Raw genomic sequence first — 21174 nt, 5'->3', positions numbered from 1 at the left:
TATCTATCCCTAAGTTACGCCAAGGTGCAGGGTTCTGAGCAATACGAGTTTGATATCACAATCGCGTTAATTCGCGGCTTTTTTCGGCTCAGATTCCGTACCTTCAGCAAAGATATCAGCAACGGCTTGCTTCTGAAGTTCACCCTTCAAATTGCCTTCCTCGTCTACAACAGGGAGAGAATATTCACAGGACATGCTGTCTGGTAGCACTTCTTCAATCGCCGCTGCTGGGGAAATTGCAGGGATTTCTTCATAGATTTCTTCGTTAAATCCAGCAACGGACACATCTTCAAATGCGGTTTGCAGGTTTTCTCGTGTCACAAGACCTTGATAGCCGTCGTCAGTAACGTGATAAGCGTAGTCCTTTTTAAGTTTCTTCATTTGTTTCAGTGCTTCATCAATCGACTCCGCCGTAATCCGGTGCGCAGGAGGCTGCATTACCGCCTCCACTGTTAATGCTCTCGCTCGGTTAACGTCTTTGACAAATGCTTCTACATAGTCGTTTGCGGGGTTGAGAAGAATTTCATCCGGAGTCCCTTGCTGGACCAGTTCTCCGTCTTTCAGAATTGCGATGCGATCGCCAAGTCGAAGGGCTTCGTCTAGATCATGGGTAATAAAAATGATGGTTTTGTGTAGGTCGTTTTGTAGTTCAATGAGTTGATCTTGCATCTCGCTTCGAATAAGTGGGTCTAGGGCGGAGAATGCTTCGTCCATAAGTAAGATTTCAGCGTCTGTACATAGAGCTCTGGCAAGTCCAACGCGCTGTTGTTGACCACCAGAGAGTTGCGAAGGGTATTGCTCGGCATACTCCGCTAACCCTACCGTATCAAGCCATTGTTTGGCTGTCTGTAATCGTTGCTCTTTCTTTATGCCCTGAATTTCAAGTCCATACGCAACGTTATCTACGACATTGCGGTGTGGCATTAAGCCAAATCGTTGAAACACCATCGACATTTTATGTCTGCGAAACTCTTCTAACTCTTTGGTTGAAAGTTCAGTGACATCAACGCCTTCTACAAAAATTTGCCCAAGTGTTGGATCAATAAGGCGGTTAAAATGCCGAATGAGCGTCGACTTCCCAGAGCCAGATAGCCCCATGATCACAAAAATCTCGCCTTTTTGGATACTGAGGTTAATATCTTTCAAACCAACCGTGTGGCCTGTTTCTGACAAAATTTGTTCTTTGGATTCACCAATTTTAATCTTATCAATGACAGATAGGGGGCTTGGTCCGAATATCTTATATAAACCGCATATTTCGACTAGGGGGTTAGTCATGCTTGTTGTCTCCTAGATGTGCTTGCACACGCTTGGCGTAAGCTTGAGAAGCCCTATCAAACAGTATAGCAAGTGCGACGATCGCAAACCCATTGAGTAGTCCGAGGGTAAAGTATTGGTTGGTGATCGATTTCAGTACGGGTTGGCCAAGCCCTTTTACACCAATCATTGAAGCGATCACCACCATAGACAAGGCCATCATAATGGTTTGGTTGATGCCTGCCATAATAGTGGGCATGGCTAGGGGAAGCTGTACACCCCATAAGCGCTGCTTTCGATTGGCACCAAATGCCGTTGCCGCTTCCAACACTTCTTTGTCGACTAATCGTATCCCTAGGTTGGTTAAACGGATGACTGGAGGGATGGCATAGATGACGACTGCAATAAGACCTGGTATTTTTCCTATGCCAAGCAGCATGACCACCGGAATCAGATAGACAAAAGCAGGCATGGTTTGCATGATATCAAGTAGTGGTGTGACTCCTGCTTGTACGCGATTTGAACGGGCCATCGCAATGCCAACTGGGATACCGATTACTATGGCGAGCATAGTACACACCGTTATGATGCTTAGCGTTCGCATAGTGTCTTCCCACATACCAAAGTAGCCAATCAGAAGTAATGATACGATGCCACCTAGTGTTAATTTCCACGAACGACTTGCGGCATAAATAAGCGAAGCGCATACGGCGAGAACAATCCACCAAGGGGTTGAAATTAGTAGCTTTTCAAACCAAATTAGAAAGGATTGGAGAGGATGAAAAAAAGACTCAATGGCGTCACCATACGCTCGAGAGAATTCGCGGTATCCACCGTCTAATGTTTTTCGAATCAACCGAAGATCAGCGCGATCCATCTCGGGAAAGCTCATCCAAGCACTACTGGCCATATCAATATCCTTATAATAACGCAGCAACCCAAAGGGTTACTGCGTGAGAGTGGTTTGTTGGATTAAAGTGCGCTTTCTACTTTTTTTGCTACATCGGCAGGCACCCATCTTTGCCAAGTTTGTGGGTAGTTTTCGAGGAAGAAATGCATGGCTTCATTACCGTCAGCTTGGTTGTCTTCCATCCAAGCGAGCAGTTTGTTTAGCTCTTGGTTGGTAAATCCACGTTTGACAAAGTAGCGATTCACGTCTGGATACTGTGAAGCAAATTTTTCAGTGGTAACGGTATAGACAGGGGATACCGGGTACATGGAAACGGTCGGGTTTTCACAGTCGGCCTGAGTGATGCAATCCACAAACTCTTTCTCATGAACGCCTGTACCGAAATCGACTTTCACCATGGCATATTTACCAAGGATTGCTGTGGGTGCCCAGTAGTAGCCAAACCAAGGTTCTTTGCGCTCGTTGGCTTTCGCTAGGGCTCCGGACAAACCAGCACTAGAGCCTGGATCCACCAAGGTGAAGCCTGCATCTTTTAATTTTAATGCTTTGAAGAGGTTTTCTGCTGAGATTTGGCATGCCCAGCCTGCAGGACAACCATAGAAGGCAGATGAGTCAGGATCTTCAGGGTTTTTAAACAATTTTGCGTGTTTTTTGATGCCTTCAATGGTTTTTAGCTCAGGGTATTTTTTTACCATATAAGCAGGGACCCAGAAGCCTTCTTCACCGCCGTCGATCAATACGTGTCCGGTATAGCGCAGTCGATTCTCACTGACACCTTTATCTAACGCTTCCTTAAGGCTATTTGTCCATAATTCGGGTGCGACATCGGGTTGGCCTTTTTCAATCATTGATGTGCCAGTCGGCATCGTGTCTCCAGGGATCAGCTGGGCGTCGCAGCCATAACCATTTTCTAAAATGAATTGGTCGATATTGGCGATCAAACTCGCTGAGTTCCAATTCATATCAGCAATTGTTACCGTGCCACATTTTTCCGCCAAAGCGGGGGTAGTCCAAATAGCTGATAGAAATACCAGTACTAGAAGTCTTTTCATGCCGAGAGTTCCTTTCTCAATCCTAGAAGTCCCAATTAGTCTATGTTATCCATAAACTAATGTACACGAAGACACGCTGAAGATGTTGGGTGTGTCGTCCTGGTTGAGTCAACAGGCCCAAGATTTCAGGTATTAAAAAAAGCTGCGGTGGTGGGGCCATCGCAGCTTCAATAGGACTTATTTCACATAAGTTAGCTAAGCTTCTTCATTCAAGGTATCCATGTAGGAATCAAATTGCCCGAATGCCGTCGCCCCCAGATTGGAGACGGTAAAGGTATCTTGAATTTTCTCTTTTATCGTTGTGCCATCGACAAGGTTTTTGAACTTTTGCTTCCTGACTGCTTTTTTGAAAGCGTCTTCATTAGTACCGGGGATGAAGTTGGTTTCGCCTCTTGCGGCGTTCAACACTTGCATTGCTCCGGGTTTTTCACTGGTCAGTTGAATTGGGCAATCCGAGATAAATGCTCTTGCTTCATCTTGCAACGAACGATATGAAGTCAGCAGATCTTTCTGGTTGGAGAAAACAGGATCAACTGGGCCGCCACGACCAAGCTTTTTCTTAATCCTTCTATAGAGCTTAGTGACCCTTGATGGTGGAGATGGCTTCGCATTTACGATATCTAAGAAATTGTATGGCGAGCTATAGCAGGGCATACAAACTATGTAGCTGGCTAAAATAGGGATGGTTTCCATTTGTTGTCTCAGCCATTCTTTAAAGCGTGTAGCGGTCAGCGTGCCGACTTTAAGTCTAAGCTGGGTACATTCTTTCTTAAACTGCTTAAAGTTTTTAACCATTACATAGCGGTCATATAATCCTTTTAAGAAATCAAACACGGCTTTCACAGCTTTTAATATGGTCGTCACGGTTGATGATATGCCCATACTACCCACATCAATGAATATTGTGCCAACAGACGTTAACGCGACAACCCCTTTTTCGATCGCGACAGATTTAATTTCTGAACGTACTGTTTCAATGACATCTGATGCACTTGCGTAACGAGTATTTGAACTTAGGTTACGAGTTTTATAGTAAGTAACGGATTTTTGTAATACAGGATAAATCGCAGTAGCGGCTTTTTTGATATCACCGTAAATGGGTGCGACGTCCTGCAATACCTTAAAAATCAGTTTGGGTACCATGGAGATTATTTTATTCTTGATGTGTTCAAGAATATCTCCTCCATGGCGTCTAAAAAACTCTATTAGTTTTTCTTTAACCGCAGTAATTATTTTCTGTATGTATTTATAAGCCTTGGAATTTTGGATGCCAGATTGGGCGGCTTCTTTACCCCGTGTGAGGTAGAAGTCTTTACCTGATGTTGCCTGAGAAATGGAGTCAGCTAAATCATTGGTTGTGGATAAACCATCAACCGCAGTTTGCACTTTTTCAATGAGGGTAAGGCCTTCTATGTTGGTATTGGAGAACAGTTGTAACATGTCCTTATACATAGGTGGCAGTGTATTAGTATTATTGGTTGGGGGTAAAACCGACTGAGTCGTGCGTGGCGGCTCACTTATCGCATTTGACCTTTCTCTAGGCATAACGGTTACCTCTAATGTGGGATGAAAAAATCATTACGTCCAAATTAGCCAGTGGTAGTCCTGCTTTTTCTTCATCAACTGAATGACAGTGATTCGATCTCTACGAGTATGGCTAGCTTATTAAGTTGTTACTCAATAGTAAATCTAGCATAAAAAAGGTTCACGTTTTGCAAGCAAATCGTCACTATGTGTAACAACGCATATTAAATATGGAATGTATATAACACAATTTGTTATTTATATTGACTTTTACAATAATAAAATCTTTGTTCTTGTAAATGGATGCCTAGGTGCCTCTCCTAGGCTATTGTTTTATATCAGATAATATCCTTATTATTATTTTTCTCAGTTTTAATAATTTGTTGCAATTCTACTTTAGCTTGGGATTCTGATATTGGCTGTGCTCGTTTGGATAATTCCGTTAACATAAAGCTGGTGCGGTTTGATTTATTATCTTGGATATTTGTGCCAATTTTCACTAGGTTAGGATAAATTTCATTAAGTACACAGGAACCTACCGCGGCAGTACCTTGAGGAAGTTTGTGTAGAGAGACTTCTTTAGCGGCATATGCAGTGCCTTGTGGTACAGCAATTTCTGTCGCCTTCAGGTTCTTGTTCCATTCACTGACCTCGGCAAGCGCTGCGGGATGGGATGCAATGGCTTTGACAGGCAGTTTCTCTTTTACGTCTTGTTTATTCATAAACGCGCACATATCAATCGGTGTGGTGATAAAAGCAATGGGTTTGGTCACTTTATATTGTTCGATTGCTTTCACGGTGGCGCTGACGAGCTTGCCTTTAATTGTTGAGTTCGCAATAGCGGTAAAGGCAACGCCGTCATGCTTTTCAGCTTGCATATAGGTGTTTAGTGGTGTACCTGAGAAGATGATATTGGCTTTAAGTTCTGGCTTTTTCTGTAATAGCTGGTGTAACGCAGCATCATTAAAACTGCCTTTTGATGCTTGAGCATATATGGTTGGAGCAGCTTGGGCGACAAGTGGTGTTGCTAATAAAATAGATGTGAATAATCTCTTAACCGTTAGCATAAATAAACCTAATAATGTTATTGAATATATAGGAGTCGTAAAACTAACGGAAATTTGCGGCAATACCAATAGGGGTTTTGGGTATAAAAATGGCCTCTGCAAAAGAGGCCATGAATTCACTGAATATAACGCTTTGTTAGCTATGCGTATTATTCGAGTTGATAAAGTGTACGGCTTTGTCTGGGAAGTCAGTAAATAGGCCGTCAACTTTTACCTTATTAATGAATATGTCTAGCATATCATCGTAGCTTGACGCATATGGAGGGATGCGCCCTTTGTCTGCTCTAAACGTGTAGGGGTGAATAAGCAACCCAGCCGCTTTTGCTTCCTTAACCAGTGGCAAAATAATGATATGGTCTTTTGTCGATTTATCGTCAACAAGCATCGATTTCCACGGGCCGATACCATCAGCATATTGAGCCACTTTTTTCATGCCATCCGGCTTGAACATCCAGTCATAGTTGTACGGTACAAATTTGCCGTCTTTTTGCACCATGGTTTCATTCCAGTCTGTGTAGGCCATTAGCTGAATGAGTTTAAGATCCATATGTAAGCTTGGCAGCAATTCTTTATGGATTCTCTTTAACTCAATTGGGTCAAAGCATTGTAGGTAAACGTTACTATCTTTCGAGTCATAACCATACTTTTTGAGGGTAGTGAGAACCGCTAAACTGATGTCCTTACCTTCGCTACGATGGAACCATGGTGCTTTGATTTCAGGATAAATGCCAATGTTATATCCAAGTGTCTTGTTGAGCCCTTGTATTAGCTCAATTTCTTCGGCAAATGTATGGATACGGAAGTCGGATTTCCACATTGGGAATCGGTCAGGGAAAATTTGCACCTGCTTTCCGTTTTTATCAACATTAAAGCCTTCTGTAGCATGAAGGGTTCTAATTTCGGCTAGCGTGAAATCTATTGCGTAATAGCGGCCGTCTGCACGTGCTCGGCCTGGAAACTTCTTAGCGACGTCAGTGACACGATCTAAGTATCGATCATGCAATACGACCAATTGATTGTCTTTGGTCATTACTACGTCTTGCTCTAAATAGTTTGGTTTCATTGCATAAGCTAACGCTTTAGCCGCCATCGTGTGCTCGGGTAGGTAGCCTGAGGCTCCTCGGTGGGCGATGACAACAGGGTTAGCATATAACATTGAGGCAAATGCAAAAGCCATCAACGCAAATATCAATCTTAGCGGTCTCATTAGGATTTCCTTATCTAAGTTGCAGTGTTTAGTGCTTCATTTTTTTGTTTGTGATGTGCTCGTTCGCCAACGAAGGCATAAAGTAAGCAGGCAATGGCGGCAATACACGCAGCCACTAGCACGATAAACCCACCGTCCCAGCCAAATTTATCAACGGTGTAGCCCAAAATGGCGTTCGCCGCGACTGCGCCGCCTAGGTAGCCAAACAAGCCTGTTAATCCGGCAGCGGTACCCGCAGCTTTCTTCGGTGCCAGTTCAAGAGCATAAAGGCCAATTAGCATGACTGGGCCGTAAATGAGGAAACCGATAGAGATCAGCGCTAGCATATCTATGGTTGGGTTTCCGGCTGGGTTCAACCAATACACCAATACCGATACGGTAACGAGCAACATAAATAAAATGCCTGCGGGGGCACGGCGACCTTTGAACAGTTTGTCCGATATCCAGCCGCACAATAATGTGCCAGGAATGCCAGCCCATTCGTACAAGAAGTACGCCCAAGAAGACTCATCGACGTTAAAATCCTTCGCTTCTTTTAAGTAGACGGGAGCCCAATCGAGTACCCCGTAGCGGATGAGGTAAACAAAGGCATTAGCGATTGCGATTGACCATAATAGCTTGTTGGAGAAGACATACTTAAAGAAAATCTCTTTGGCTGAAATTTCTTTCTCATGTGTCGAGTCGTAATCGTCAGGGAAGTCCTGTTTGTACTCTTCAATGGAAGGTAAGCCACATGATTGCGGGGTGTCTCTTACGGTTAGCCAAATAAACAAGGCTACGATAGTGGCAAAAAAGGCGGGGACATAAAACGCAGTGTGCCAGTCGTCATTGAAAAGCCATAGGCCTAAAAGGAACATCGGTCCGATTAGACCACCACCGACGTTATGAGCGACGTTCCAAACCGAGACTATCTCCCCCCGTTCTTTGCGTGACCACCAGTGCACCATGGTTCGGCCACAGGCTGGCCATCCCATACCTTGGAACCACCCGTTAAGAAACAAGAGAATGAACATGGCTGTGATGCTACCTGTTGCCCACGGCATAAACCCGAAGCAGAACATCACAACAGCAGACATCAGCAAGCCTGCACTTAAGAAATATCTTGGATCCGAGCGGTCAGAAACACTGCCCATGAGAAACTTTGATAGGCCGTAAGCAATAGAGACCGCTGCAAGGGCAACCCCTAAGTCACCGCGACTATAGCCTTGCTCGATCAGGTAAGGCATGGCCAAACTAAAGTTTTTTCTTACCAGGTAATAGCCTGCATAACCAAAGAAGATTCCAAGAAATAGCTGCCACCGCAGTCTTGAATAGGTACCATCGATTTTTGCCGAATCCAACGGTGCAACGTGTGATTTAGGCTTGAAAATACCAAACATAAATTTGCCTTTTTATTGTCAATATTTGAAGAGGTAATTAGGGGCAATATGACCCAAGATGATGTACGAAAGGCATCAATTGACTACATCGTATTATCTATAGAAATTATGCTCGTACGAAAGTGTAAGGATTCTGTTAAAAACCGCCGTAATTTACCGTGATCTGTATTGCAATAATGCTGGAAAATGAAGAAATAGTTACATATTTTTGAACCTAATTGGTCAAAAATTACCACTCAGTAAGATTTTGTTTACTATTTGTTCGAATTTGTTTGGATTTCGTATGAGCTATAAATGGTAGGGTATGTGAGCGTTAGAAAATTGCTTCAGTCATTGACTGAAGCAATATGAACATTAGCTATTGGCAAATTGGCCCAGGTTGCGGTGGTTGAGAGATGGCGTATTCACCTTTCAAGCTGCGATAGACAATAACGTGCCAAACCGTATTGTCACTGAGTCGATATTCAATTGCATAGTTGATTCCATTCACGACTTGAGAATGGACAGAAACAATACCCGCCAGTTTGCTGGATGTGTCCATGTGAGACATGACCAATTTTAATGCTTGGTGTATATCAGGGGTGACCTCCGTTGCTTGCCAGCCTCCGGGCATATTGGCAGTCGAGTCACAAATTGGGCTTTTTACTTTCGGTGTCTCGACTTTTTTTACTTCTTTTTGGCCACAGCCGGCTAAAGCCAGAGTAACGAATGTGAGGGCAATAATTTTTTTCATCTTAATTTAGTCCATAAATTACTAGGTCAGCTGACCCAAGAGGTAGAGTTGAAGAGTACTTGGAATAACAAGTAGTTTACCTCTGCATATCTTTTAACGTATAGAATAGAAAGGCAATCATACTGATATGTATGTAAGGAGTCCGTCAGCGGCTGTCAGACTTGTATGAATTATTTTCCAATGTTCTAATTTCAGCACCTGAGCTCACTTAGGTATATATTGTAATTAAAGGAATTCAAATATCTAGGGTAGGGATAGGCTTTGAAACAATGGATAGGTTTGTTATTGAGTCTATTTTGTTTTGGGTGCAGCACCCAAATTGCGTCTCAATTTGTCTATAGCAATGCCGACTGGTTAACCGTTCGCTACTTAGAAGAATATGTAGAATTGACTGGCGAACAAGAAGAGATAATTAAACGCAAAACTCGACTCTATGCTCAATGGCATCAACAAAACGAGCTCCCACTCTATAGCGAGCAGCTTGAGTATGTTGCACAAATAAGCCCTCAACACTTCACTGAAGAGGATTTGCTGTCACTTCAGGCGAGTATAAAAGAGCGCGTGCAAGTATTAGTTGAAAAAGCAGCGCCGGATATCTTGACGTTGACGCGCAGTTTATCCGATAGCCAAGTGAATGACTTTATGGCGCACATAACAGAAAAGCATCGCAAAACGGCGGCAAGGTTAAATGAGAGAGAGCAAAGTGAGTCTAGAAACCGCTATGCTATCAGGATTCAAGAGACCACGGAGGAGTGGCTCGGCTCGGTAAATTCAGATCAGAAGCAGGCGATAGAGAGCTGGGCGCAAGATATTCTAGCTACGAGTAATGAGTGGATAGAATACCAATCTAATTTGCGGCTTGAGATTGAAAAGTTACTCGCGAATCGACAAAATCCAACCTATTTGATGACCAACTTTAATCAGCTTATATATTTTCCTGAAACCTATTATCCAGCAGGTCTGAAGAAAAAACGTGCCCACAATTTGTCGGTGGCCAACAAATATATTGTCACGATCATTCGTTCAATGGACGAGAAACAAACCAAGCATTTGAGAGAAGAGCTGCTTGAGTGGCATGAGCTGATATTAGCTTTACAAAGCTAATCAACCTTCGCTTAAGAATAAGTTAAGCCACTCAACACCGCTCTTTAAGCCATTTGGCTATATGGACTACTTCACAGCAAGCCCTTTGCCATTCAGGTAGCCCTTGATATGAGGGCGAGACTCTTTGCCTAGCTTAGCGCTAATTTGCTCTGACCAAGTTAGCTGCTTATTGTTACCTGTTCGGTTGGCATAGTAATTCATGGTTTCATCGTCATACTTTCTGACGGTATCCACATTAAGCGGTTGGTAGTGGTTTTCATGCAAGATGAGGTTTGCTGGCAATCTTGGTTTTCTCTCAGGGTTCTGATCTGGGTGGCCAAGGCACAAACCAAATAACACTGCACTATGTTGCGGGAGCCCTAACAAAGCGTCCACTTCATGAGCGCTGTTTCTCAAGCCACCAATGTATACCCCACCCAGATTTAATGACTCAGCTGCAATCAAACAGTTTTGCGCCATAATACCGGCATCAATAGCTCCGATTAGTGTTAGCTCAGTAAAGTCAAGCTTCGACTCTGCACAAAGTGTTTGATGGCGGTTAAAGTCAATACAAAAGACAAGGAATTCAGCGGCGGTTTGAACGTACTGTTGATTACCAGCCAAGACCGATAATTGCGCTCGTTTTTCTTTGTCAGTGACTCTAATAACAGAAACCGCCTGCAGCAAGCTTGACGATGAAGCAGCAATGCCTGAGTGGACTATTGCCTCGAGTTGCTCAGGGGATATAGGTTGATCGGTGAATTTTCTAATAGAGCGGTGAGATAGAATGGTATCGATTACGGGGTTCATAAGTTGTCCAAAATTTCTGTACCTGTTGCTATGCTTTGATTTTCTGAATGTGATCCAGTTGTAAGTTCAGCTATACAACACCATGGTTTTATTAGCAAAAGAGCTATCAACAGGTAAATTAGTATTATGTCCTCAAACGATAGCTGTCATTTGAGCGGAAAATATTTACGACAATTTGTTCATTGTCAATCTTGTACATAAGGGTGAGTGAATGAAATTTAAAGTCTTAAGTCTTCTTGTCTGTAGCCTTTTATCTACCTATGCATTAGCTGATGCACCTATCTTGAAAAATGATCCTAAGCGGCCGGTTAAACAGATTAGCCACGATTTGGGGGTCACTGAGCAGCAATTTGTTGATTGCTTTCGCCATGTTAACCCTACGCCAGGAGGGCATCGCCCTGAGTCTTCCGCGCGAGTTCTCGAAAACAAAAAAGTACTATTAAGTTGCCTTAAGCAGGCTAACCCTTCAATAACGAACGATTCGTTGGACAAGGTTATGGACAAATATCGCCCGGGTGGAAGAAAAGCTCAACAACCATTGAGTTAACTGTTTGTCCGGTGCGGGGCTAAAGAGCAGAGAAAGCCTGACGATAACTGTGTATCTGTATTGGCACCAAAATTGAAAGTTAACTTTTATTATGTTTTGACACGTGAGACTTGTCATTTTTGGTTAAGTTAGTGGCGTACAGCAACCATGTTTAATTTTTATGGTTAGAGTAAGAACTCTAACTTGGGCGCGTTAATAAAATGATGTTTTATTTATAACTAATTGAATTGTATAAAAATATCATCAAATAGTTAACGAGTGTACGCTCGAAAGTTGTTGCTAATATCTGTGAACTGCTTCAAAATTAGTGCGTTGCCAACTGTTTGGTTAATTTCTGAGGGTTTCTATGAAAGTCGCGAATCTATTAAAGCATCATGGTGAATCTATCTCTAAACACCACACTGAACTTGTTCAGAAAATGTCTCCCATGCTACGTGGATACTGGGGAGAATTTTTAAATAGGACTCATAGTAGGCAGTTTTTCTCCTGGGTGAGAGACTTTCAGCAACCTGCAATTAATGAAGATGGACCGATTCAAGAGCCTATCCGTTTGACGACGGAAGCACAGCTGCTACACGATGAACTGAGTGGTAAAATAGGCGAGGTAATTCATACAGGCGATTGGATATTGGTGGATCAAGAGCGTATCAACCAATTTGGTCAAGTGACTGAAGACATGCAGTGGATTCATACGGACCCAGAACGAGCTCAATCAGAGTCTCCATTTAAAACAACAGTTGCACATGGTTTTTTGACCCTTGCTCTATTGCCTAAATTGACCGACAGCGTAGACCCAGATAAGCCACTTTTTCCGACGGCAAAATTGGTCGTCAATATCGGTTTGAACCAAGTGCGTTTCCCTTATCCTCTCAAGTCTGGCAGCAAGGTTCGAGCAAAAAGTACGTTGACAAAAGTGACGCCGATTAAGAAAGGCCTAGAAGTCGAAAGAGAAATTCGAGTTGAAATTGAAGGCGTAAGACGACCCGCTTGTATCGCAGTGTCAGTTATTCAACTCCGTTTTTAAACACTTCCTCTACTTAAGCTAGCATGCCCTCATTCTCGATTACGAAGGCCAACCCTTCGTAATTGACATCAATTCATACACACAGTAACTCACGTTCTGTTACGCCAATTTCGAACTTGAAAAGTAAGTTTTATAATTACTATGCCAGATTAATGACAAATTTGTGAATTTTACTACAGCAAATTTGATTTTTAATACATACTGTATTAAGGGGCTAGTGGGTATTGAGGCTTACCTATGAGTTTGGTCAGTATACTACAACGTCAGGTGGAAAGCCGGGCGTTGGTGGTTTGCTCGAAAAGAAATAAAGGTGTACCTGTAGAATTAGGCGGGCGATCTAACTTTGAAACGATTGATAATGGCGTCGAATTCGTAAAGCAGCACTATTTACTCGATTCTGCTCATTGTGACTACATGAGCGCAGTTGCTCGTGTCCAGTGGAATGACACTCGTGGCTGTTGGTTGTTATCAGTGCCTAGAGAAGATGATGCAGGCGATCATTGGCTCCCTTACCCCCACCTATCACAGAGCAAAGATCTTACTGAGATCATGCGCGAAATTGAAAAAGACCCTTATGCGTCTTTCTGGTAATCAATGACGCGCAACACCGCTCTTTCTTTGCGAACGTACTCGCACCTACTGCATTTCTATGACTGAGGTGCGAGAAGTTTGCTGCGGTGAGTTTACACCACTATGAATCAGACGGTGTTTCAGTATTCGTTTCTGCAAAGACGTACGTTGGCTTTGCCACTAGACTGCGGTTTTCTATGTTAACATCAGCCAATACGACTTCTAGCGTATCACCTAGCTTGTAATTGACATCGTTATCGATGCTAATGGTTCCCTCTTCAGCATTCATGCTAATGCGCGCTTTGTTATCCAAGATGAGAGAGCCAGGGACAAAAGCGGAAGCACCATTCTCTAGTAAACGGATGCGCATCCCCGCTCGGTTAATATCAAAGATTTCACCAGTGAATTTAGTGCCTTTTTTCGGCTCTTCAGCAAGCGTACGCGCATAAAGCCAATCTGAGACACTACGCTCTGCGATTTTGTGATGCTTTTTATGGATAGCTAGCTCTTCACCAAGTTTTTCATCTGGCTTTTGAAGCGGCGCTTTGCCCAAAATCATGGACTTAAGCATGCGATGGTTCACCATGTCACCATATTTACGAATAGGTGATGTCCAAGTCGCGTAGAGCTCTAGACCCATTGCGTAGTGCGGTAGCGGCTTAGCACTCATCTCGCTGTAGGTTTGATGCTTGCGAATACGATTGTCCAAATAGCTGGTATCTTGTTGGCTTAACCAACGGCGTAGTGCTGCAAACCCTTCTAAAGTGGCGATACTTTCTTCAGTAAACGGCAATTCGCCGTTTGGATTGACAAGTTCGATGACATCTTTAAGTTTTTCAGGTTTGAAGCCAGCATGTGAGCTGAACACACCAGACTCAAACGCCTTGTTAAGCGCGATGCCAGCACAAATATTAGCCGTGATCATTGCTTCTTCAACCAAGCGGTTTGCTGTGCGACGTAAATCTGCATGAATGGCGATAACATCGTTGTCTTCGCTTAGCTCAAATCGATAGTCTGGTCTGTCTGGGAACACAACCGCATTGGTTTCACGCCAGTTAGCGCGAACTTGAGAGAGTCTGTGTAGATTTTTTACGACCGCAGCGATTTGTTCGTTCGGCTGCCATTCATTCGATGAACCTGTTTCTAACCAATCCGAAACGTGATCGTAAACGAGACGAGCGTGCGATTTGATATTCGCTGCGAAGAACTCAATGTCTTCACCAATCGTACCATCATGATGTACAGTGACTGAGCAGCAGAGCGCTGGGCGTACTTCATTCTCAAGCAACGAGCACATTTCATCGGCAAGCTCTCTTGGTAGCATCGGGATGTTTCGGCCTGGCAAATAAATGGTAAAACCGCGTTCACGGGCTACATTATCCATCTTATCGTCTGGCGTGATGTAGGCAGTGGGATCTGCAATAGCGATTGTAAGCTTGATATCACCAGACTCAGTGGACTCAGCATACAATGCATCATCCATATCTTTGGTGCTTTCGCCATCAATGGTCACGAAAGGAATATGCGTCATGTCGGCGCGTGTCAGTGACTCATCATCTTTTAACTGCCAGTTATCAATGCCTGCTGGTTCACTGTTAGGCAGGTCATTTTCCGCCAGTGTTACCCACCAAGGTGCAATTTTGTCATTTGCATCGGTGATTTTTTCCGTGATTTCAACGAAGAAAGAGTTATCCCCTTTTAGTGGGTGACGAATTAGGTTGGCGACTACCCAATCACCTTCGGCAAAATGCTCAGGATTTAATCCTTTCTTAACCTTTGCTTTAAGTGACTGCTTTTTAAGTTGGGGATGGTCTGGAGCAACGTTTAACTTGCCTTTAAACATCTTCACTCGACCGATGAATCGAGTCAGGTTTTGTTCTATTAATTCTTCTGGCTCAGCGACTTCTTTTTCTTTCTCGGTACGAATAATGGCGATAACCTTGTCACCGTGCATACACTTTTTCATATACGGTGGTGGGATAAAAAAGCTGGTTTTACTATCTACTTCAAGAAATCCGAAGCCTTTGTCCGTGGCTTTTATCGTGCCTTCTTTTTTGGGTAAATTTTCTTGAATTTGCTGCTTGAGTTGAGCGAGTAGGGGGTTGTCTTGGAACATGGCTTCTAGTCTACTGTATTTAATTGACGACACTATAAACATTGCCGCCATTGATTACTACAGAAAGCATTATTTTTATCATTGAAATAATGCCGCTTAGATTTGTTGAAGACCGTAATAGTCATAGTAATGATGTGGTTAATGTACAACGGATAGGCAATTTTAACTATTCTTCGTAATATTTGTGATGAATTTCAATTTTTTCTGGCTTTTTTTGTGTATTTAGGGAATAATCCGCCTCCCTAAGTAAGTCCCTAGTCGCTTGATGCGTTTTAACACTTGTCCGCATCTGGATGGATTCAGCTCTAAACTGGATTGGTATTGGAATTGGTAGAGCACGTGGGACCTTTTGTTAAATGATATTAGTGGGAACCCAATGCAAGATTCTGCAATACAATTCAGCGAACTCGCTTTAAACGATTCTATTCTTTCAGCTCTAGACGGAATGGGCTTCAAAAACCCGACTCCTATTCAAGCTGCTGCTATACCACACCTTTTGGAAGGTAAAGACGCACTTGGTAAAGCGCAAACTGGTACAGGTAAAACTGCCGCGTTTTCTTTACCACTCCTAAACAAGCTCAACTTAGAGCAACGTAAACCACAAGCCATCGTACTTGCACCAACTCGTGAGCTAGCGATTCAGGTCGCAGCCGAGATCAAAAACTTGGGCCAGAATGTACGTGGACTAAAAGTATTAGAGATTTACGGTGGTGCTTCCATTGTTGATCAGATGCGTGCACTAAAATCAGGTGCTCACATTGTGGTCGGTACACCTGGTCGTGTACAAGACTTGATCAACCGTGACCGCCTACACCTAGATGAAGTTCATACGTTTGTTCTAGACGAAGCTGACGAAATGTTAAACATGGGCTTCGTTGACGACGTAACTTGGATTATGGAACAAGCGCCTGAGTCTGCACAACGTGTGCTTTTCTCTGCGACCATGCCTCCAATGCTAAAAAACATTGTTGAGCGTTTCTTACGTAACCCTGAGCACATTGATGTCGCAGGTAAGAACCACACTGTCGACAAAGTAGAACAACAGTTCTGGGTGGTAAAAGGTGTTGAGAAAGACGAAGCGATGGCTCGTCTTCTAGAGACTGAAGAAACGGACGCATCTATTGTATTCGTTCGTACTCGTCAAGATACAGAGCGTTTAGCCGATTGGTTGTCTGCTCGCGGCTTTAAAGCGGCAGCGTTACACGGCGATATTCCACAGTCTTTACGTGAGCGTGTGGTTGACCATATCAAACAAGGTGTCATCGATATCTTGGTTGCAACTGACGTAGTAGCTCGTGGTCTTGATGTGCCGCGTATTACGCACGTATTTAACTACGACATCCCATTTGATGTTGAGTCATACATCCACCGTATTGGTCGTACAGGCCGTGCTGGACGTAAAGGTAAGGCGATCCTTTTGGTTCGTACTAACCAAATCCGTATGCTTCGCACTATCGAGCGTGTAACCAAATCTTCTATGGAAGAAATTCAGTTGCCACTGCGTGATAAAGTTGCTGAAGCTCGCCTTGTTAAACTCGGTGCTGAGCTTGAAGCCGAAAAAGAACACAAATCGTTAGAGAAATTTGCTGAGCTTATCGACAAGCTGCAAGACTCTCTAGAGCTCGATACCAAAACTCTTGCTGCCATGCTATTAAAGCGCCAGCAAGGTAAACGTCCGTTATTCTATGTCGGTCAAGATCCGATGATCGAAGCTATTGAGCGTGACAAGCAACGTCGTAAAGAGCGTCGTGAAAACGGACGTGACGGTGGTCGTCGTGGCTACAGTAACAATGCTGACTGGGAAACGTATCAACTACAAGTTGGTCGTGAGCAAGGCGTTCAAGTGAAAGACATCGTAGGTGCTCTAGCCAACGAACTTGGCCTAACCAAAGGGTCTATTGGTGCAATCAAACTAGCACAAGGACACACTTTTGTTCAGTTGCCTAAGTCTATGAACTCTGAAGCATCAGGCAAATTACGCAAGCTTCGCATTCGTCAGAAAGAGGTGGGTGCGGTAGTGTGTGATTTCGATGATTTCCGTGAGTCACGTGGCCGCAGAGATGGACGACGTGATGGTGGGCATCGTGGAAGCCGTGATGGCAACTTCCGAGGTGGTCGTGATGGTAACCGAGATGGAAACCGTGGTAACCGTGAGCGTCGCTTTGATCGCAACCGTGGTGGCGATAACCGTGGTGCACATCGCGGTGAACGTGGTCACAGCCGCGCACGCAGCTTCGAAAGCTAATCAAATAGTTATTATTTGAGACAGTATTTGACCCCGTTTGAAAAAGCGGGGTTTTTTATTGTCTAAAATAGGAGTATGCCCACAATGGACCGCTGGTATGACATCAAATCCCTTAACGAATAAGCTAACTCAAGACCCGGCTCAAGCTAAGGAGACGCGTCTCCAAGAACATGTAAGGTCAGAAATTCAAGAATTCATCCAGCACTGCGAATCTCTTCAACTAGCAACCGTAAACGAACAGCAACAACCCAATATTAGTTACGCACCATTTGTTCATAACCAATACGGATATTTCATTCTTATTTCAACTCTGGCTCGACATGCTCGCAATATAGATAACAACCCCACAATTTCTTTTATGATGATTGAAGATGAGAGTAAGTCCACTCAAATCTACGCTCGTAAAAGGCTCACCTTTGAAGCCTCGGCCAATTCAGTAATGCGAGACACGGAGATGTGGCAACAGGTAATCGATGAGCTGGCACAGCGATTTGGTGACATTATCGATGACTTAAAGCAGTTGAGTGATTTCAATTTATATCAACTGCATCCTAAACAAGGCCTATTTGTAAAAGGTTTTGGACAGGCTTTTCAGTGCTCAGGTGATGAGCTACTGGACATTGCACATGTGAAAAGAGCGCCATAGAATTCGCCTATGAAGACTAGCTGCATTGATGCATCCAGCTTTGAATAGATATCGAGCAACTCTGTGCGAGGTGAGCTTAAGCATCACTTTTCAACAAAACCTTGTGTAAACGGCTACCCCTTTTTGATCAAAAAGGAATCAATGGCGCTCACAAATTCTTCGCTTTTTTCAATCAGAGCGAGATGAGAAGCCCCTTCAATTATCTCGACTCTCGAATCTGGGACTAGACTAGAAAAATATGTTGTTGACTCAGGAGTCGCTTCATCTTCTCTACCGCAGATAAATAAAGTGGGAATATCTATATCAGGTAACCTAGATGTAGCATCATAATTCTTGAGAGTTCCTGTAGGATAAAACTCACTGGGTCCCCACATGTACTCATAGATATCATGATTCGTATCGTTAAATACATCTAATATTTTCTCTGGAATAGGATCAATAAGGCATACATAGCGTTTAATGTATTCCCACATTGCCGCTTTGTACTCTGAACTATGAGTCGTTTTAGCACTTTCATGTTTAATCAATGTTTCTTGCACATTGATTGGTAACTTTAAGCGTAATCGGTCAGCGTCTTCTTTCCACATTTTAGCGTTTAAACAAGGGCTTGAGAAAATTGCTGCCTCGACACCGCTTGGTTTGGTAAACAGATACTCGGCAACTACTGTCGTACCCCAAGACCCTCCCTCCAATATTACTTTTTCAAGCCCTAGAGCCTCTCTTAGAATGGCAATTTCCTCTACAAATCTTGGAATGGTCCATAATGATCTGTCATTTGGTCTGTCTGAGCGTCCCCCTCCTAGCTGATCGTAAAATATCACTTGCCTATCTTTAGCAAGGTTTGATAAAGGCTCTAGGAGAATATCATGAGACCCGCCTGGACCTCCATGAACCGCCAATATAGGTGTTTTTGAACCCTCACCTACACTGCGCCAAAATATTTTTCCACCTGTTACATCGACAAAACCGGCTCTCATTTTATGTTTCTCACTCCAGTAAAATACAACCTTGTGCTGTGTACTCACACAGTCAAGTCAGAACGTTTACCCAAAATTCTTATCGTAAACTGACGGAACTCAAAGTTAAAATTCATCATTTTTGAAATAGTAAACCCTAGTTTTAGATAATTTATCCCAATAGAAAATTCGAGCTGATTAAAAATAGGGTGGTGTACGGTTAAAGTATTTAAGGTTGTCCTATTTTTGTTGCTTTCCTTTAGGTAATAGAACAATACGTTTTGAATATTATTTATAGTTGTAAATAAAAAGCTCTTTGAATTTGTCATGTCCAGGAAAACAATATCATTTAACTCAGGCTTAGGAGAAATTTGATTTATGTGCATAATCTGTTCTTGAGCACTCGAAGCGACAGCACTTCTTCACCCCATATGACGTAATCCAGCGCACAAAAAACAGTTCTGTTTAACTTATTGGCACATTACGCAATTGCCGAGATCGGCCTGTGAATTTACTGTCTACTAAAAACTTGCGAGAAGTGAACATGTATATTGGAATCGATCTAGGCACGTCTGGATTAAAGGCCATTGTTTTGGATGGTAGAGGAGTGATTGTAGCGTCACAAACAGAACCTTTGAGGGTTTCCCGCCCTAAAGAGTTATGGTCAGAGCAAAATCCACAACATTGGTGGAGTGCCCTGAATAAGGCAATGCTTAGCTTAAAAGAACAGGTAGATTTGTCCAATGTCGTTGCAATAGGCTTATCAGGTCAGATGCATGGAGCGACATTGATCGATGCTGACGGTGAAGTGATACGCCCATGTATTCTTTGGAATGACGGTCGTAGTGCTCAGGAGTGTCTTGAGCTGGAGGAAATGGTGCCGGGTTGCCGTGAGATAACAGGTAACATGGTCATGCCGGGATTTACTGCCCCTAAGGTGCTTTGGATAAAGCGATATGAACCAGGCAATTTTGCTCGAATTGATAAGGTTTTATTACCTAAGGATTATTTACGCTTTCGTATGTCGGGTGACTTTGCCACTGATGTCTCGGATGCAGCTGGAACCAGTTGGTTGAATGTTGCGACTCGGTGTTGGAGTGAAGAGATGCTATCTGCAACAGGGCTAACCATAGATCAGATGCCGACACTTTACGAAGGCACTGAGGTAACAGGTGTGTTGAATAACGATGTGGCGTCTGAGTGGGGGATGCCCTGTGTTCCTATAGTTGCAGGAGCTGGCGATAATGCTGCGGGTGCCATTGGTGTGGGGATTATCGAGCAAGGGCAAGCCATGCTGTCTTTGGGAACATCAGGCGTGTATTTTTCTGTGTCAGATTCCTTTACCTCCGATCCTGAAAACGCACTGCATTCATTTTGTCATGCGATTCCTGACAAATGGCACACTATGAGTGTCATGCTAAGTGCGGCGTCTTGCCTTTCATGGTTTACTAAAACGGCTCAGTTTCTCGATGTTAAAGACATGATTGAAGAAGCAGAGCAATGTGAGACCGCTGGCTCTTTATTGTTTCTACCCTATTTAACTGGGGAAAGAACGCCACACAATGACCCTGAAGCAAAAGGTGTATTTTTTGGACTGACACCGGAGACCACGCGAGGACAAATGGCGTTGGCCATCTTAGAAGGGGTGGGATTTGCCTTGGCTGACGGAATGGATGTGTTGCACAGCGCAAGTGGCCGTCCGAACGATATCTCTTTAATCGGTGGTGGAGCACGCTCTGTTTTCTGGCGTCAGATGCTGGCTGATATATTTGGTTTGCCTGTATCTTACCGAGCTGGGGGGGATGTTGGACCAGCGCTAGGAGCGGCAAGATTGGCGCATGCAGGGGTAAAACCAGACGTTGATATTGCTGTGATTTGTCCGCCCACGTCATTGGTGCAAACCTATCAGCCAAATCAAGATAAACATCCGTATTATACGCTCAGGCGAGAGAAGTTTAGCGAATTGTACACACGCCTCAAAGGCTTTACCGTGTGACGATTGAGGCATAGTATATCCAGAGCGTGTAGAACAATGAAAAACCCTGATA

General features: G+C 43.5%; 18 protein-coding genes. 7 read left to right on the top strand and 11 right to left on the bottom strand.

What is annotated here, in order from left to right; genetic code table 11:
* Window positions 1-66: 66 nt before the first annotated feature.
* From M9194_RS01095 to M9194_RS01060, 8 genes are all read right to left on the bottom strand, one after another.
* Window positions 67-1278: a quaternary amine ABC transporter ATP-binding protein gene (locus M9194_RS01095; protein ID WP_250610417.1), complete on the bottom strand. Its 1212-nt coding sequence runs from the start codon at window positions 1276-1278 to the stop codon at window positions 67-69.
* A complete protein-coding gene (locus tag M9194_RS01090; RefSeq protein WP_250610416.1) occupies window positions 1271-2167 on the bottom strand; it encodes an ABC transporter permease in 897 nt (298 codons plus the stop codon). Before M9194_RS01090 ends, M9194_RS01095 begins: the two co-directional genes overlap by 8 nt.
* Window positions 2168-2229: 62 nt before the next feature.
* Window positions 2230-3219 (bottom strand): ABC transporter substrate-binding protein, encoded by a 990-nt coding sequence (locus tag M9194_RS01085; protein ID WP_250610415.1) that lies wholly within the window; start codon window positions 3217-3219, stop codon window positions 2230-2232.
* Between the two features lie 195 nt (window positions 3220-3414).
* A complete protein-coding gene (locus tag M9194_RS01080; protein WP_250610414.1) occupies window positions 3415-4764 on the bottom strand; it encodes a hypothetical protein in 1350 nt (449 codons plus the stop codon).
* A 317-nt stretch (window positions 4765-5081) separates the two neighbouring features.
* Window positions 5082-5810, bottom strand: coding sequence for a prephenate dehydratase domain-containing protein (locus tag M9194_RS01075; protein WP_250610413.1), 729 nt, complete (start codon window positions 5808-5810; stop codon window positions 5082-5084).
* A 136-nt stretch (window positions 5811-5946) separates the two neighbouring features.
* On the bottom strand, window positions 5947-7017 hold the full coding sequence (gene glpQ / locus M9194_RS01070; RefSeq protein WP_431769382.1) for a glycerophosphodiester phosphodiesterase: 1071 nt from the start codon (window positions 7015-7017) through the stop codon (window positions 5947-5949).
* A 14-nt stretch (window positions 7018-7031) separates the two neighbouring features.
* Window positions 7032-8396, bottom strand: a complete 1365-nt coding sequence (gene glpT / locus M9194_RS01065) for a glycerol-3-phosphate transporter (RefSeq protein ID WP_250610411.1) — start codon at window positions 8394-8396, stop codon at window positions 7032-7034.
* A gap of 358 nt (window positions 8397-8754) precedes the next feature.
* On the bottom strand, window positions 8755-9129 hold the full coding sequence (locus tag M9194_RS01060) for a cystatin domain-containing protein (protein ID WP_250610409.1): 375 nt from the start codon (window positions 9127-9129) through the stop codon (window positions 8755-8757).
* Window positions 9130-9390: 261 nt separating this feature from the next.
* Here M9194_RS01060 and M9194_RS01055 point away from each other — a divergent pair, with 261 nt between their 5' ends.
* Complete coding sequence (locus tag M9194_RS01055) at window positions 9391-10233, top strand: DUF6279 family lipoprotein (RefSeq protein ID WP_250610407.1); 843 nt, start codon at window positions 9391-9393, stop codon at window positions 10231-10233.
* Window positions 10234-10299: 66 nt separating this feature from the next.
* Here M9194_RS01055 and nfsA read toward each other — a convergent pair whose 3' ends face one another.
* On the bottom strand, window positions 10300-11022 hold the full coding sequence (nfsA, locus tag M9194_RS01050) for an oxygen-insensitive NADPH nitroreductase (protein WP_250610405.1): 723 nt from the start codon (window positions 11020-11022) through the stop codon (window positions 10300-10302).
* Between the two features lie 211 nt (window positions 11023-11233).
* On the opposite strand from nfsA, the gene M9194_RS01045 reads away from it, so the two are divergent.
* From M9194_RS01045 to M9194_RS01035, 3 genes are all read left to right on the top strand, one after another.
* Entirely contained in the window at window positions 11234-11569 is a 336-nt protein-coding gene (locus M9194_RS01045; protein WP_250610404.1) for a hypothetical protein, read from the top strand.
* Between the two features lie 346 nt (window positions 11570-11915).
* Window positions 11916-12593, top strand: coding sequence for a MaoC family dehydratase (locus M9194_RS01040; RefSeq protein WP_250610403.1), 678 nt, complete (start codon window positions 11916-11918; stop codon window positions 12591-12593).
* Between the two features lie 237 nt (window positions 12594-12830).
* The gene (locus M9194_RS01035) at window positions 12831-13184 is read left to right on the top strand and encodes a DUF3024 domain-containing protein (RefSeq protein ID WP_250610402.1); all 354 of its coding nucleotides are present in this window, start codon (window positions 12831-12833) and stop codon (window positions 13182-13184) included.
* A 100-nt stretch (window positions 13185-13284) separates the two neighbouring features.
* On the opposite strand, the gene rnb is transcribed toward M9194_RS01035, so the two are convergent.
* Window positions 13285-15279 (bottom strand): exoribonuclease II, encoded by a 1995-nt coding sequence (gene rnb, locus M9194_RS01030; protein WP_250610775.1) that lies wholly within the window; start codon window positions 15277-15279, stop codon window positions 13285-13287.
* Between the two features lie 376 nt (window positions 15280-15655).
* Between rnb and M9194_RS01025 the strand changes: the two genes are divergently transcribed.
* Window positions 15656-17524 carry a DEAD/DEAH box helicase gene (locus M9194_RS01025; protein WP_250610401.1) on the top strand — a complete coding sequence of 623 codons (1869 nt, stop codon included), beginning with the start codon at window positions 15656-15658 and terminating at the stop codon, window positions 17522-17524.
* A gap of 97 nt (window positions 17525-17621) precedes the next feature.
* Entirely contained in the window at window positions 17622-18170 is a 549-nt protein-coding gene (gene hutZ / locus M9194_RS01020; protein WP_250610400.1) for a heme utilization protein HutZ, read from the top strand.
* Between the two features lie 113 nt (window positions 18171-18283).
* Here the strand turns inward: hutZ and M9194_RS01015 are convergent, their stop codons facing one another.
* Window positions 18284-19147: a proline iminopeptidase-family hydrolase gene (locus M9194_RS01015; protein WP_250610399.1), complete on the bottom strand. Its 864-nt coding sequence runs from the start codon at window positions 19145-19147 to the stop codon at window positions 18284-18286.
* Window positions 19148-19670: 523 nt separating this feature from the next.
* Between M9194_RS01015 and xylB the strand changes: the two genes are divergently transcribed.
* Window positions 19671-21122, top strand: a complete 1452-nt coding sequence (gene xylB / locus M9194_RS01010) for a xylulokinase (RefSeq protein WP_250610397.1) — start codon at window positions 19671-19673, stop codon at window positions 21120-21122.
* Window positions 21123-21174: the final 52 nt, after the last annotated feature.

This window comes from Vibrio sinus (assembly GCF_023634645.1).
Lineage (GTDB): Bacteria > Pseudomonadota > Gammaproteobacteria > Enterobacterales > Vibrionaceae > Vibrio > Vibrio sinus.
The sequence above is the reverse complement of the archived record's forward strand: the minus strand, read 5'-3'. Positions and strand labels throughout refer to the sequence as shown.

Excerpts from the sequence above, each read along its gene's own strand:
- glpT (WP_250610411.1), bottom strand. The coding sequence starts at position 8,396 with ATGTTTGGTATTTTCAAGCCTAAATCACACGTTGCACCGTTGGATTCG.
- xylB (WP_250610397.1), top strand. The coding sequence starts at position 19,671 with ATGTATATTGGAATCGATCTAGGCACGTCTGGATTAAAGGCCATTGTT.
- M9194_RS01080 (WP_250610414.1), bottom strand. The coding sequence starts at position 4,764 with ATGCCTAGAGAAAGGTCAAATGCGATAAGTGAGCCGCCACGCACGACT.
- rnb (WP_250610775.1), bottom strand. The coding sequence starts at position 15,279 with ATGTTCCAAGACAACCCCCTACTCGCTCAACTCAAGCAGCAAATTCAA.
- M9194_RS01035 (WP_250610402.1), top strand. The coding sequence starts at position 12,831 with ATGAGTTTGGTCAGTATACTACAACGTCAGGTGGAAAGCCGGGCGTTG.
- M9194_RS01015 (WP_250610399.1), bottom strand. The coding sequence starts at position 19,147 with ATGAGAGCCGGTTTTGTCGATGTAACAGGTGGAAAAATATTTTGGCGC.
- M9194_RS01075 (WP_250610413.1), bottom strand. The coding sequence starts at position 5,810 with ATGCTAACGGTTAAGAGATTATTCACATCTATTTTATTAGCAACACCA.
- nfsA (WP_250610405.1), bottom strand. The coding sequence starts at position 11,022 with ATGAACCCCGTAATCGATACCATTCTATCTCACCGCTCTATTAGAAAA.
- M9194_RS01090 (WP_250610416.1), bottom strand. The coding sequence starts at position 2,167 with ATGGCCAGTAGTGCTTGGATGAGCTTTCCCGAGATGGATCGCGCTGAT.
- M9194_RS01040 (WP_250610403.1), top strand. The coding sequence starts at position 11,916 with ATGAAAGTCGCGAATCTATTAAAGCATCATGGTGAATCTATCTCTAAA.
- M9194_RS01095 (WP_250610417.1), bottom strand. The coding sequence starts at position 1,278 with ATGACTAACCCCCTAGTCGAAATATGCGGTTTATATAAGATATTCGGA.
- M9194_RS01025 (WP_250610401.1), top strand. The coding sequence starts at position 15,656 with ATGCAAGATTCTGCAATACAATTCAGCGAACTCGCTTTAAACGATTCT.
- M9194_RS01045 (WP_250610404.1), top strand. The coding sequence starts at position 11,234 with ATGAAATTTAAAGTCTTAAGTCTTCTTGTCTGTAGCCTTTTATCTACC.
- M9194_RS01085 (WP_250610415.1), bottom strand. The coding sequence starts at position 3,219 with ATGAAAAGACTTCTAGTACTGGTATTTCTATCAGCTATTTGGACTACC.
- M9194_RS01060 (WP_250610409.1), bottom strand. The coding sequence starts at position 9,129 with ATGAAAAAAATTATTGCCCTCACATTCGTTACTCTGGCTTTAGCCGGC.
- hutZ (WP_250610400.1), top strand. The coding sequence starts at position 17,622 with ATGACATCAAATCCCTTAACGAATAAGCTAACTCAAGACCCGGCTCAA.
- glpQ (WP_431769382.1), bottom strand. The coding sequence starts at position 7,017 with ATGAGACCGCTAAGATTGATATTTGCGTTGATGGCTTTTGCATTTGCC.